The sequence below is a fragment of the Fibrobacter sp. UBA7003 genome, from assembly GCA_002449765.1.
Classification (GTDB): Bacteria; Fibrobacterota; Fibrobacteria; order Fibrobacterales; family Fibrobacteraceae; genus Fibrobacter.
This window is the reverse complement of the sequence record DJXN01000004.1, coordinates 157,920-172,079: the sequence shown is the minus strand read 5'-3', so window position 1 is coordinate 172,079 and position 14,160 is coordinate 157,920. Positions and strand designations below refer to the sequence as shown.

Annotated in this window: 10 protein-coding genes and 1 other RNA gene; 3 read left to right on the top strand and 8 right to left on the bottom strand. The window is 52.4% G+C overall.

Annotated features, from left to right (window positions below):
• Window positions 1-13: 13 nt before the first annotated feature.
• On the bottom strand, window positions 14-775 hold the full coding sequence (gene tpiA / locus B2952_RS03220; protein WP_088658315.1) for a triose-phosphate isomerase: 762 nt from the start codon (window positions 773-775) through the stop codon (window positions 14-16).
• 99 nt (window positions 776-874) lie between these two features.
• Complete coding sequence (locus tag B2952_RS03215; RefSeq protein WP_173382395.1) at window positions 875-1,318, bottom strand: hypothetical protein; 444 nt, start codon at window positions 1,316-1,318, stop codon at window positions 875-877.
• Window positions 1,319-1,399: 81 nt separating this feature from the next.
• Here B2952_RS03215 and B2952_RS03210 point away from each other — a divergent pair, with 81 nt between their 5' ends.
• The gene (locus tag B2952_RS03210; protein ID WP_173382396.1) at window positions 1,400-2,380 is read left to right on the top strand and encodes a hypothetical protein; all 981 of its coding nucleotides are present in this window, start codon (window positions 1,400-1,402) and stop codon (window positions 2,378-2,380) included.
• Here B2952_RS03210 and B2952_RS03205 read toward each other — a convergent pair.
• The 3 genes from B2952_RS03205 to B2952_RS03195 all read right to left on the bottom strand — a co-directional run bounded on the left by B2952_RS03205 (window position 2,344) and on the right by B2952_RS03195 (window position 4,922).
• The gene (locus B2952_RS03205) at window positions 2,344-3,054 is read right to left on the bottom strand and encodes a hypothetical protein (RefSeq protein ID WP_173382397.1); all 711 of its coding nucleotides are present in this window, start codon (window positions 3,052-3,054) and stop codon (window positions 2,344-2,346) included. The genes B2952_RS03210 and B2952_RS03205 overlap by 37 nt on opposite strands.
• Window positions 3,055-3,192: 138 nt before the next feature.
• Window positions 3,193-4,290: a recombinase RecA gene (gene recA / locus B2952_RS03200; protein WP_173365248.1), complete on the bottom strand. Its 1,098-nt coding sequence runs from the start codon at window positions 4,288-4,290 to the stop codon at window positions 3,193-3,195.
• A gap of 41 nt (window positions 4,291-4,331) precedes the next feature.
• The gene (locus tag B2952_RS03195) at window positions 4,332-4,922 is read right to left on the bottom strand and encodes a CinA family protein (RefSeq protein ID WP_290723800.1); all 591 of its coding nucleotides are present in this window, start codon (window positions 4,920-4,922) and stop codon (window positions 4,332-4,334) included.
• 137 nt (window positions 4,923-5,059) lie between these two features.
• Between B2952_RS03195 and B2952_RS03190 the strand changes: the two genes are divergently transcribed.
• Window positions 5,060-6,070 (top strand): DUF5683 domain-containing protein, encoded by a 1,011-nt coding sequence (locus B2952_RS03190; protein ID WP_173382400.1) that lies wholly within the window; start codon window positions 5,060-5,062, stop codon window positions 6,068-6,070.
• Between the two features lie 2 nt (window positions 6,071-6,072).
• Here the strand turns inward: B2952_RS03190 and B2952_RS03185 are convergent, their stop codons facing one another.
• Window positions 6,073-6,693, bottom strand: a complete 621-nt coding sequence (locus B2952_RS03185; RefSeq protein WP_173382401.1) for a histidine phosphatase family protein — start codon at window positions 6,691-6,693, stop codon at window positions 6,073-6,075.
• Between the two features lie 74 nt (window positions 6,694-6,767).
• Window positions 6,768-6,864: signal recognition particle sRNA small type (gene ffs, locus B2952_RS03180), an RNA gene on the bottom strand.
• 238 nt (window positions 6,865-7,102) lie between these two features.
• Here ffs and B2952_RS03175 point away from each other — a divergent pair.
• Complete coding sequence (locus tag B2952_RS03175) at window positions 7,103-13,111, top strand: cadherin domain-containing protein (protein ID WP_290733814.1); 6,009 nt, start codon at window positions 7,103-7,105, stop codon at window positions 13,109-13,111.
• Between the two features lie 303 nt (window positions 13,112-13,414).
• Here B2952_RS03175 and B2952_RS03170 read toward each other — a convergent pair whose 3' ends face one another.
• On the bottom strand, window positions 13,415-13,990 hold the full coding sequence (locus B2952_RS03170) for a hypothetical protein (protein ID WP_173382403.1): 576 nt from the start codon (window positions 13,988-13,990) through the stop codon (window positions 13,415-13,417).
• Window positions 13,991-14,160: the final 170 nt, after the last annotated feature.

Sequence of the window (14,160 nt, the reverse complement as noted above, 5' to 3'; positions counted from 1 at the left end):
TTTAAAGTTTTAATTAGCGAGCTTCGGCAGCGTCGATGATTTCCTTGAAGGTGTTAGCCTTGAGGCCTGCACCACCGATAAGACCGCCGTCGATGTCCTTCTGGGCGAGGAGGCCGGCAGCGTTGGCACCCTTCATGGAGCCACCGTACTGGATGCGCATGCCTTCGGCAACGGCTTCGCCGTAGATTTCCTTAACAACGGAGCGGGCGTAGGCCTGAGTGTCCTGAGCCTGTTCGTCGGTAGCGGTAACGCCAGTACCGATTGCCCAAACCGGTTCGTAAGCGAGAACGCACTTGGCGGCGTCTTCGGCAGAAACGTCCTTGAAGGCGCCCTTAATCTGGAGACCGAGGACTTCCTTGAGGATGCCGCCGTTGCGCTGGTCGAGGGTTTCGCCAATGCAAATGATCGGCTTCAGGCCGGCTTCGAGGGTCTTCTTGACCTTGAGGTTCACGGTTTCTTCCGTTTCGTGGAAGTACTGGCGCTGTTCGGAGTGGCCGATGATGATGTATTCGGCGCCGATTTCCTTGACCATGTCAACGGAGACCTTACCGGTGAATGCGCCCTGGTCCTTCCAGTGGATGTCCTGGATGGCGAGCTTCACGTTGGTACCCTTGATGACGTCGGCGACCTTGGCGGCGGCGAGGTAAGTCGGGGCGATGACCACTTCGGTCTTCTTCACGTCCTTGACGGCTTCCACGATATCCTTAGCGAGCTGAATGGATTCGCTAACGGTCTTGTTCATCTTCCAGTTACCAGCAATGATATACTGACGCATAATTAACTCCTTGAGAGGTTTAAAATTTAACGGGCGTAAATTTAGTAAAAAAAGCCGCCCTTTGAAAGGCGACTTTTAAAACTTTGGCCGTAAAATGGGCTAGTTGTAGTTGCTGGAACGGCTGGAAGTCGGGGCCGGGGAGCCGCCATAGCGGTCGCCTTCGATCTTTTCGAGGATCCATTCGTTCTCGTAGCCCTTCAAACGTGCCTGGTCGGGGTGCTTCCAGATGAGGCGCGTGATGAGCTTGCCTTCAGGTGTGTAGTATTCCCACACGCTGCTGGTGTCCGTTTCCATTTCGTGGTCGGGAGGGCCCCAGAGCAGGTTCACCATGTCGTTGGTCATGCCTTCTTCGATGTAACCCTGCTTGAACACGTCCTTGAGGCGCTTGTCGATGCCCATGCTTTCCTTCGTGACGAAGTACTCGCGTTCGTATTCGTTTTGGCCTACACCACGTTCGATAAGAATAGGGGAGGAAGCTTTGTTTGCGCAACCCCAAAAGAGCAGTCCGCTCAGGGCAAGCACGCACAGATGAGAAATTTTCATAGGGTCTCCTATATGTTTTGTGCCTACAAAATAAGAATTTCTTGCGCAAATGGACGAATATTTTTTAGATTTTACAATGAAATGGGACTTTTTGGTCGTCAAATACGTATTTCGCTGCTTACGGTGGTCTTCGCGTTCGTCCTGTCCATGGGCGACGGTTTTGACCAGAGTGCCCAGTATGGCTTTCGCTATGGGCCGAACCTCTCCTGGAGTATCATGGGGAATACCCCTTTTGTATGGGGACAGTGGTTGCCGCAGCTGCTTGCGGATGTCCATTACACATGGCTGGAACCGGTCGGTGAACTCAATTATGGCGACAAAATGGGAAAGACGCCCACGTTCCTGAAGATGGAAGGCGCCCTGGAAATTTCGCCTTTCTATGCGGGATACCAGGCAGGGCTGGGGCTCCGGCCGTTCAAGACCAATCCGCAGGTCGAGGTCATGGCCACCTACTTGAGTTTTTTCTACCTGAGAAGCAATCTTGAAATGGTGACCTCCGATGTCATCGGTGAAGGTCGCATCGCCGAAACGTGGAATGCGGACTACATCGTCGATAACGTCTGGAGCGGGGAAGACGACGGCTTTAACTACGCCCAGCTTTTCGACATCGCTGTCAAAATCGAGTATTTTTTCCCGAAATCGGCGCTCATAGGCTTGAACATGCACTATATCCTGTCGGATATCAGCACGGATTTCAAGGGAAAAAGCTATGACTATAGGCTCAACATGCCGGTGTTCAGCCGAGACTTCGTTCTGGATTTCGAATTCTTCGGCCGCATCCCGGTAAGCGAACACGTGGCTGCCCTTGTCGAAACGTCCGTGTTTAGTACAGGTCTGTTGCGCAATGGCGATGTGGTGGAGAAGGAATCCCTTCGCTACATGATGGTGAAACTTGGCCCGCACCTTTCCTGGAAAGACGGATTGCATAGCGCCACCCTTGAACTGGGTTTCTGGAAAAGGCTGAAGGACTCGTTCTACGATGGCGACCTGAGCCAGCAGTTTATCGTACAGCTGCAGTACCAGGGTTACTTCTCGTTCCCGATCCACAAGAACGTGCGGTAGGCGCGGTCCGTATTCAATATGCTTTCGCGCAGGGGATCCTTTGCCAGGTCTTCGATGGGGTAGATGGAACGGATCCAGATGTTGCCCCTGTAGTTCGGGTGTTCCACGGTTGCAAGTGCAGGAAGATCAAGCCCGGAAAATTTTTTCCATGAATTGATCTGGATGACCCTCTTTTCTTTGCGGGCGCCGCGCATGGTGACCGAGTTCGGTTGCGGCAGCGTGTCGAGGGCGATGCTCCACCACATGTTCGAGAATGCGGTCGAGAGAATGTTCGGTTTCTGTTCGCTTGTATCCTTGCACAGGAAGTTCCCGTGGGCAAGGAGTTCCAGGTCGTCGTATTTGATGGGCGTGTTTGCGATTTCGTCGCGGAGGTGGTGCATCGCCATTTGGCGCTTCAGTTTCGGAAAATCCTGTTCGATATAGCGTAGGTCATTTGTCGTGATGTACTTGAAGGAGGGACGGTCGGGCAGGTGGATGAAGAACGTGTCGACCTGCTCTTGCTCGTGGTGTCTCCATTCGATGTCGATACGGGCGCGCGAGTGCTGCACGTTGATGAACCATCCTTCGAGATTGGCTATCATTGAGCGTTCGAAAAGCTTGTGGACGCAAAGGTCCTGGCCGTAGGATGCCGGAAGTAGGGCGAATGCCAGTGCGAACGCGATAAGGAATCTCATGATTCTAAAGATATAAAAAAGCGACGGCTTTTGCTTGCTGCCAAATTAAAACTTTAAAAAAACGAAAACTCCGGGCCCTCCCAATGGCTAAAGGAGGGAACGGAGTTTTTTGGTTTAGGAAGAATTCGGGGCTATCGACTAGCCTTCTTCGACTGCGCTGATTTCGGCGTCGTCGTCGGCTTCGAGCGCGTCGTTTTCGCCGAGCTTGAAGAGTTCCACGTCCTTCATGCTCTCGCGGATCTTCTGCTCGATTTCGGAGCAGAGTTCCGGATTGTCCTTGAGGAACAGGCGGGCGTTCTCGCGGCCCTGGCCGATGCGTTCGTTGTTGTAGCTGAACCAGGCTCCGCTCTTCTGGATGATGTCGAGCTCGCATGCAAGGTCAAGGATGGAGGCTTCGCGGGAGATTCCGCAACCGTAGAGGATGTCGAATTCGCACTGGGTAAACGGGGCCGCGACCTTGTTCTTGACGACCTTCACGCGAGTGCGGTTGCCGATGACCTCTTCGCCGTCCTTGATGGCTGCGATACGGCGGATGTCGATACGCTGGGTGGCGTAGAACTTGAGGGCGTTGCCGCCGGTGGTGGTCTCGGGGTTCCCGAACATCACGCCGATCTTCATGCGCAGCTGGTTGATGAAGAGCATGCAGGTGTTGGACTTCGAAAGGATGCCGGTGAGCTTGCGGAGCGCCTGGCTCATGAGGCGAGCCTGCAGACCCACGTGGTTGTCGCCCATTTCTCCGTTGATTTCGGCCTGTGGCACGAGGGCGGCCACGGAGTCGATTACGATGATGTCGATGGCGCCGGAGCGGACGAGCGTTTCGGCGATGTCAAGGGCCTGTTCGCCAGTGTCTGGCTGGGAAACGAGGAGGGATTCGATGTCGACACCGAGCTTGCGGGCGTAGACCGCGTCGAAGGCATGTTCCGCATCGATGAAGGCTGCGACTCCGCCGAGTTTCTGGGCTTCGGCGATGGCGTGCAGGGTAAGCGTCGTCTTGCCGGAAGATTCGGGACCGTAGATTTCGATGATGCGGCCGCGGGGGAAGCCTCCCACGCCGAGAGCCATGTCGAGCTGGATGCACCCGGTCGGGATGACGGGGATCTCTTCGACGGGCTGCTGTCCGAGAGCCATGATGGAACCTTTACCATAGTTCTTTTCGATCTGCGCAATGGCGGCTTCGACCGCCTTTGCCTTGTCGGCGGAAAGGTTGCTTGTGGGTGTCGTGTTTTTCTTTGCCATATTGGACTCCATTTTTTGTTTTTCTTGTCTAAATATATTATTTAGTGTTCACTTGTGCAAGTGCTTTTTTGGTTATTTAACAAAAAAAGTAGCTTGCCCAGCACTATAAAAACGGTTTTGAGCCTCACTTTGTGCCTGTCACCGTCGAAAATTTTACAAAAAGCCTCATTTTGCAAACAATTGTTGCCTGTTTTCCAGGAAATCGACATCCAGACGGTGCCCACGGGCTTGCCCGGGACGGCCCCGCCCGGCCCCGCGATGCCCGAGGTGGATACAGCCCACTGGCAGCCGAACCTTTCGAGTGCGCCTTTGGACATTTCCTGGACGGTCTGTTCGCTTACGGCACCGAACTGTTCGAGGGTCTCGTGGCGGACTCCGAGGAGCTTTTCCTTGATCTCGTTCTGGTAGGCGACGATTCCGCCTGCAAGGACTTCTGAAGAACCGGGCTCGTTCACGATGCTCGACGCTACAAGCCCGCCCGTGCACGATTCCGCTGTTGCCATCATCTCGCCGCGTTCGATGAGGGTCACCTTGATGGCGCGGACCAGTTCGGCAATTTTTGCTTCGAGTGCGCTGGCCTCGATTTCCATGCCTTCGATGTTTGCGTCCGTGACGGCTTGTTCGTTCTTCATTTCCATACTCCGTAATTTAGAATAATTGTGTGTCATAAAATGACATTGTAGATAAAACCTGAAATTTTCTTGAAAAATATATTTTTCGGAGTCGCCCTGCGCACCCGGTTTCTCGCATTTAACTATATTTCTTTACGATGTTTAAATACCTGTCTGCCATAATCCTGCTTGCGAGCCTCGTTTTTGCTGGCGTATCGGCTGCGCAGACGGTTCCGGCGGATTCCGTACAGCCAGATTCGTCCTCTTTTGTGGGTGACCCGCTGGTGAAGGGCAAGACGGGTATTGAATCCATAGACACGCTTCCCGTGAACGAGTGGGATATTCCCACGAAGCGCAATTCGCTTGGACTTACCATGCTCCTGAGTATTTTGCCGGGCGGAGGGCATTACTATACGGAACATTACGTTCGGGGCGGGTTCATCACGGGTATCGAGGCGCTGCTCTTTTACGAAGTGTATATCAACAAGGCTTGGCAGAAGGACCGCGTGCTCGAACAGGCGCAACCCTTCCGCGATTCCGTATCGATGTATACGAAGATTATACGCGAAATGGACAACCGCGACAGCCTGGCCTATTACCAGAACAAGCGGAACGAGTATGCAAACCGCGTGCGCGAGAAGAGCGACAAGAAGATGGAGCAGGAGGACCTGCGCTACGCCGAGAATGCCTGGCTGTTCGGCCTTCACTTGTATGGGATGATGGACGCTTTCGGCATCTGGTACAATAACAACTACAGGAGCGTGGAACTCCGCAGCATGACGACGGCGCTGTTGCTTGGGCTTATTCCGGGACTCGGACAAATGTACAATGGCGAGTTTGGCAAGGCGGGCTTACTTTATATGGGACTCATCGGGGCGGCGGCGAGTATCCGCACCTCGCAGAACATGGTGGAATACTACCTCGATCGCAAGCATTTCCTGGAAAGCGAGCAGTCCAGCAAGGAGGAACTGGAACGCGTGAAGGAACGCGTGACCTATTACCGCAAGAACAGGAACCAGTACATTTGGGGATTGGCGCTTATCTACCTGTATTCCCTCGGCGATGCGGTTGTCGATGCTTTGCTGAGCGACTTCGACAACCCGATGCACTTTGCACTGCTCCCGAATTTTACGGGTGGCGCGCAGGCGCTGGTCTCGTTTGACTTCTAGCGTTAGTCGCCCATCTTGAGCGGCGGCATCTTGATGCCTTCATGCACGGTCGTGAATTTCCCGCGGAAGTGCCCTTCGCTGTTGCGCGCGAATTCGAAACGCGAGACCATCGCGTAGCTGAACATTCCTTCGACGAAGACCTCGTCCGGCAGTCCGCAGGCAAAGTGCTGCAAGGCCGCGATTACGCCCGCATGGCTTATCCACAGGAATTCGCCGTTGTCGTCGAGCGTGTCGAGTAGCGTCTCGACGCGTTTGTCCACGTCGTGGAAGCTTTCGCCGTCCGGGAACCTGAACCCACGCCAGTCGCTTTTCCAGGTGTGCATCTCGGTGCGGGGGACCGCCGTGAGTTTCTGCCCTTCCCAGGTGCCGAAGTTAATCTCCATGAGCCGGTCGTCCCTCTCGATTGCAAGTCCCGTGGCTTGTGAAAATTTTTCTGCAAGACGCATACAGCGCAGGAGCGGGCTGCTGATCAGCCGCGTCGGGTGCGGGCCGGCCTTCAGGTAGTCATCGATGGCGCTTTTTGCCTCGTCTTTGAATGAGGGGGATACGTCAAAGTCGAGTCGTCCGTAGCAGACGTCATTCGGGTTGTAGGGCTTGGTATGGCGAACGGTCCAGAGAATCATTGCTGCTTCGTCATCCCCGCGCAGGCGGGGATCTTTAGTTAAAAAAAGTGCAACCCGAGGGTTGCAAAAAAAAGAAATCCTAGGCGACCTGAGCACATAAAAATTCACAAGTCCGTTGCTGCTTTCGCCCTGGCGAGTTGCCCGCAAATAGTCATTGCGCAGGGCCTAGGAACCTCAAATATAGAAAATTTTCTGCAAAGAACAAGAAATTTGAATGCCTTTTTTGAGCGAAATTCGCCATTTTGTTGAAAAATTGTTGAAAAAATGAGATTTTGTGCACAAAAAAAGAGACGAAATGTTCCATCCTGTAAATTTTTGTATATATTACTTTTGTGGGATGTAAAAATTCCGTTTCATTTCGTGCCTATATAGAACATTTTTTGAAAGTCCTGTTTTTCAGGAGGCGATCATGTTTGAAGGATTGAAAAAAACGGTTTGCTTGGCTGTGCTTTTGTCCAGCCTATTTGGTGTTGCTTTTGCTGCCAAGGTTGCTCCGCTTTACTTTGAAAGCCTCGGAACATCGGCTGGTGAGAATGCTGATGCCCAGCAGGAATATTGGGACGGCTTGATGAAATACAAGCTATGGGGCTCTGAAGGATTGACGTTCAATAAGCATACGGTGCATATTGCGGATAAAAATGGCTATAACGGCACTGCAACGGGCGATATTTCCTTTTTCAACGGAGCTCATCATGTGGGCGGGCCGCTTCTTTCGGGAAAGGGGTTGCATCTCTCGGATGATGGCACGACTCCCAATAATGATACCCTGAGTGGAGGCCCGGTAAGGGTTCTTGGTGATTTTGCAATTGCAGATTGGGCGGCAAATTCTGGTCCGGTTACTGGAGCCATCTATGAAGGACCTTATTGCGTGCAGGGCTCTATCAGAACACGTTCTTCGCAGGCTTACGATAATACACTGACCAATTGGGCTGCAATGGTCAAGGGCGGTGTCTATGGAACGTCGGGTGTGGTTGCTGCGGATGCTGCGACTGCCGATTCTACTTACACTTATAATGTTGAGAATCCTGAAACGGGTGACCTTGTCCCTGTTACGGAATACTACAAATACGTGGCCTATCCGTTTGCAGTGGGTACGTACCAGTCTTGCCCGGTGGAGGTCCCTCCGGTAGATACTCACTTGCGTGTGCCTCTTTGGCCTGAACCTGCAGAATGGGCTCCAGGTATCAATATGTCCAATGGTATTGACGAAGTTGCCTATATCCATGTTCCGCCGGAAAGCGCTTATATTAACGAATATGGCACGTATGACCTGTATATTGAAAATATCTATATGCACAACAGCGCACACAAGTACTTGTACGTTGTAATGCCGCATGGTGGTCGCCTTACAAGAATCTTTGTGCGCGATGGTTTCAATATTCAGCCGAGTGCAAACAGCGCGGTGATTCAGGTTGTCTATGTCGATAGGAACGCCGTTTACAATACGACCACCAAAGAGTGGGATGTGAGCGCTCTTGTCGATAGTAACTACATAAGTAATGCGAAATATGCTGGTAACCTGATGTTCTATACAAATAAGGATGTTCACTGGAAATCTATGGTCAAGCCGAGTTACCAGGGAACCTTCATGACGACAGGTAAGTTCACCATTGAAAACCACTTTACACTCGCTGGCCAACTTGTGGCAAATAATCTGTGGTTCGAATCCGATATCGTGGGCGATTTCCGCTATGTGCCGTTTGACCCACCCATACTGAAAATTGACCCGGAAGTGCTCCAGAACGGAGCCTTCCCCGAAAACAACGACGATGCGGAAATTCCGATATCTCTCGATACCGTAACGAACACGTCTGTCGATTTCAACTACTGCTTCGATTTGAATCTCTCGACGGCAACGCTGGAGGATTTCCAGAGGACGGCAAAGGCTCCGTTCCCGGTATGCGAATGGAGTGATACCACGTGGAACTACGTCCATGAAAATGACGATACCTCTATGCCTATAATAGATAGTGTGTATGTAAGCCATGTTGTCCATCATGACTCCGGCTATGTGGTTATCCCTGCACATCGCCTCACTCCCTACGATGAGAACAAGGCGTACCTGAACGTGTTTATCGATGGCATCGGAGAAAGTGAAGAATACCTGCACATGAAGATATTCAACCTTGCAGGTGCTGTGTTGGAAGGCAATGAACGTGAGGGTCACTTTACGTTGACCATTGTAGATGCGAATAACCCGCCGGTTGCTGGTGCTTCTAGCGTGACGGGTACCGAAGATGTGGCGTACACCTTCAAGACGAGCGACTTCTCGTACTCTTCGAGTAAGGGCTATGCGGAAACGGGCGTGGTTGTGGCCACGCTCCCGAACAAGGGTACTTTGACTTACAAGGGCGGCAACGTTACTGCGGGCCAGTTTATTCCGGTGGATTCCATCGGCGACCTCAAGTACACGGGCAAGAAGGATGATTTCGGGACTCCTGCCACCACCTTCCAGTTCAAGGTTCGTGACGAGATGAACTCCACCTCGGGTGCCGCTATCATGACGGTAAATCTTGCTGCAGTAAACGATAAGCCGAGTGCTACGGCGAGCGAATTTACCATTGTTGAAAATTCTGCAGTCGGTGCAAAAGCGACTGGGTCGCTCGTCGTGAAGGATGTGGATGACAATGCGTTTGTCTATACCCTGGTGGGCGGTGCTACCGATATTTTCCAGATAAACTCCTCTACGGGCGAGATTTCTGTCAAGAAGGCCGTTTTGGATCACGAGACTAAATCGACATACACGGTGACGGTGCATGTGCGTGACATGGCTTCGACGACGAAGCTTGCCGATACGCTTTCGTACAATGTCGCTGTGACGATTCGCGTGCTCGACAAGAACGAGGCTCCGTCTGTTGCGAATACAAACCTCGAAGTTCCTGAAATTTGCGATTCCGGTACGGTTGTCGGTCCGGTTGTCGCTACGGAACTCGATACGGCGGCGGCATTCACGAAGCTTGCCTATACGATTGTGGAAAGCGGCGTGCCGTTCGTGATGGATTCGAACATCGTCAAGGTAAAGGATCCGAGCAAGCTGAATTACGAGACGGATTCCGTGCTCACGTTCCATGTGGTTGTTTATGATGGCGAGTTCACCGATACGGCTCTCGTGACGGTGAAACTTACCGACGTGAACGAACCTCCTCACTTTGGGGACAACATCCCTGTGCTTACGGTGGACGAGAATGCACCTGCCGACACTCATGTTGGTGTAGTGACAGCAAGTGACGTGGATGGTACGGAAAACCTGACGTATTCCATTATCGATGAAACGGGTACGTTCAAGATTGTTCCTTCTACGGGCGAAATCAAGGTCATTGCCGATAGCACCATCGACTTTGAAACCAAGTCCTCGTACACGGTGAAGGTGGTGGTGACTGACAAGGATGGCCTTACCGATACGGCTACCGTGACCATCAAGGTGAATGACGTGAACGAGGCTCCCTCTATTGAGGATGCTGTGTTCGCGATTGACGAAAATCCCAGGAAGGGCGATTCCGCGGGGGCTGTCATCGCGTCTGATCTCGACACTGCGGCGCAGTTCCGCGTACTCACTTACGAGATTGTAGAGACAGAAGTGCCGTTTGAACTCGATTCCAACATCATTCGGGTTAAAGAACCCGGCAAACTCGATTACGAGACGGATTCCGTGTTTACGTTCCATGTGGTTGTTACCGACCAGGACGGTCTCTCCGATACCGCCGCAATTACGGTGAAACTCAACGATACGCCGGAACCGCCGAAGTTTGATGACAAGACTCCCACGTTGTCGGTCGACGAGAATGTGCCCGCGGGGACGAGCGTCGGTTTCGTAACTGCATCTGATGTGGATGAAGACGATGTGCTTACCTACAGCATCAAGGATCCGACCGACACCTTCGTTATTGATTCCGCGACCGGCGAGATTACGGTGAAGGCTGACAGTACCATCGATTACGAAACCAAGAACGAATACACGATGACCGTGGTCGTGACCGACAAGTTCGGCTATACCGATACGGCGACCGTGACCATCAAGGTGAACGACGTGAACGAAACTCCGGATGTGCCTGACCAGACCATCACGGTGAAGGAAGACGCCGCTGTCGGTAGCGACATTGGCAAGATTGTTGCGTCCGATCCCGATACGGCGAAGGCGTTCAGCACGCTGACCTACGAACTGGTGGAAGAGAGCAGCGTGTTCGATGTGAAGGAAGATGGCACGGTCGTGCTCAAGAAGGAACTTGATTACGAGAAGGATTCCATACTTACCATCAAGGTGCGCGTGACCGATGGGCTGCTTTCGGATACGGCGCTCGTGACTGTGAAGGTGACGAATGTCGTCGAGAAGTCCGAAGTTCAGATTACCCGTGCCGAGACGCGCGATACGGTCGTCTTGAATCCCGACACGCTTTACGTGAACACCACGGACCTTTGTATCGAATGGAAGGCCGACGGCAAGCTCATGGGCCCTGACTGCGACCTCGATATCCACGAAGGCGAGAACATCATCATCCGCACGTTCCAGGATCCGACTAAGGATGTCCCGGGAGCAGATACGCTGGTGGTTTACATGAGCACGGCTACTCCGGTCGTGACGGTGACGAAGGCTGTGGATGAGGCCGCATGGGCGAGCATATTCACGGTTATCGAGGAACCGGCGGCTAACGACCCGACCTTCTATGTAAACGACCCGAAAAATGACATCAGGGTGACCGTGACGGATACGGTGACCGGTTCGAAGGAATCCTTTACGGTGAAGGTGGAACTCGACACGATGAAGGTGCCTGAAAAAACGTTTAGCGGGACCCTATCGGGTATCGTAGATGCGGGGTTCACCTTGAACGAGAATCCTGCTTCCGGAGTGACCTACTCGCCGGTAAACGGGGATACGGTCGTCGTATCGTACATGGAAGTGGTGAACGGCAAGGAAGTTGTCGTAAGCTACAAGACCGACCTGAAGGGAAATATTCTCGAGAACGGGAACGGGGCTAAGGTCATGACTGTCACCTACACGACCGAAGTGAACGGCCAGGAGGTGCGCATTTCTTACGAAGCCGATGCGGTTACGGGCGAGGTCTTCCACTCTGCGGGAAGCTTTGCGAGCGCGGCCCTGGAAACTTCCGAAACGGGCAAGGACGGTCAGTCCGGAAAGTCCGGCAAGGATGGCAAGGGTACGAAGGATGAAAAGTCCTTGGATGCGGCTGTCTTTACGGTGACGTACGACTACGTGGACGCCAGCGGCAACGTCGTTGCGGTTTCTTACGGCGTGGATGAAAAGGGCGACATAGTCCGCAACGGCGATGGCAACATCGGCTACGAGGTGAGCTACACCTATACGAACAAGTACGGCAATTCGGCGACTCGTTCGCTCTTCATCGTGCTCGACGAGGTGGCTCCCGTTGTGGAAATCCTCTCGCCTGCCGATGGGGACCTCGTGTACTCGAATTTCGTGGAAGTGAAGTGGACCGTAGATATGGGCGACGGCCGTGGCGCTATCGTGCAAGATACACTCATTACGCAGGGCCTCGAGAAGGGTGCAAACGCCATCGTGCGCTTCTACCGCGACAAGGCGGGGAACGAGGCTTCCGACACGATTATCGTCATCATGAAGAATGCGAAGGACGTGGATATCGCGGTCGAGCAGCCTGTGACGGTCGTGACTCGTGAGAAGACGGATGAATACTATGCAAAGAACGTACCCGAAGAGGGTGAAACATTCGCCATCTCCATCTACAATACAAAGGCGGACAAGGAAGTGGAAACCCAGGTGGGCGGAAGCTTCAAGACGAAGGACGGGAGCGGGGATGTGCCGTATCCGGGACTTTCCGGTCACTTGGGACCGACTCTCGGAATCGATGCGAAGGTGCCTATAGCGACAGCGACGGGCGGACTTGCGACTCTTGACGATATCGTCTCGAAGGACGGCATGGTCCCGCTGCAGGGTGTCGATTCCAAGACCAGCGAGAAGATCTCCGTCGACGAGTATGTGGAGCAGTACTGCGATGCGGAGTTTGCCGAGAGCGCCGGCAAGGACTTCAGCAAGGCGAACCTCTTCAAGACCAAGATGTACGTGAATATCTGGATTTACACGAGCCTTGGCCAGTTTGTGGACTACTACTCGTTTACGCAGAACCTGAACGATCCGGAATACGTGAACGATGCGGGACTCCTCACGCTTTACTTCGAAATGAAGCCGGACCGCAACGGCGACGTCCGCTCGAAGTCGGGACGGCTCTACGCGACTGGCGCCTACGTCTTCAAGACGGAGGTCGAACTGAAGAGCACGCTGCGCTGTTCGCTGCCCCCGATGGTCGAGTCGAAGAAGGGAAGCGGCGTGTATAGCCCGGACAAGGATTCGAACGTGAAGGGCTCTGTCCGCTCCGTCAAGGAAGATCTGCTGAAGAGCTTCGGCTACAAGCGCCCGAAACAGGACTAGCGTTGCCAAGAAAAATGAAAAGCCTGGGTGTTTTCCCGGGCCTTTTCTTTTTTTTGTTTTTAAAACTTTACAAATCAGTGTGATTTGGCTCACGGGATGTTCCAGGTGGCCGAAAAACGGCCCGATTTGTTCCGATTTCCCCCTTGCCGGTCTTTGAATGTAAGATTTTTTTAGTATTTTTACTTGTGTGTGGGGATTTGGTCTAAACCCTATCCTGTGGTGGATAACATGAAGAAGAAAATTTTTGGCCTTGTAATATTCCTAATTGGAATAATGCCTTCAATTGCCCTTGCTAAGGCAAGCTTAGCCCCGTTGCAGTTTACGGGAGTTGCTGCAGATCAGCAACAGGATCAGTGGGATTCCCTGATGAAGTATAAGCTTTGGGGAACGGAATATATTAACACCCGAGAAAGAATCACTATAGAAGATACCATTGGCTACAATGGTACGAAGGGAGACTTCTTTACAGAAAATGACAATTTCCACCTTGGTGGCCCGATTCTTGTCGGTGGCGATATGACTTTCTATAATGCCGCTAAAGATACTATAGTTGGCTCGGTTCGTGTAGAGGGAAATTTGTTGGTTCCAAAGAGCGATGCTGCCAACGTTATGAGGGGTGGTTGGTGCGTCAAAGGTTCCATTACAGATCAATACAATGATGGAAGCCTTGCAGCTTGGAATAATACCTTGAATGGACACTTGTTCACGGATGAAGCGAATGGTGTACTTACTAAGAAAAATGGGGAATATGCTTCGTGTCCGGATACAATACCGCCGCTTGAGGATTTGTCTGTTCCGGCCTTGACCAATAGTAACTGGGATGGGGCGGAAATATTCTACATGAATTCTACCGATCAGAATGAAGTTAAATATATCCATGTTCCGCCTGATTCTGTTGAAACAAACGCGTATGGAACGTACGATAAATATTTAGATAATATTGTAGTTGGTAGTTCCACGGGAAAGGCCCTTTATGTTTTGATGCCGCCCGGAGGCAAACTGACGAGAATCTTTTCCAAGAACGGTTTCTCTTTTGACCCCTCGGCGAA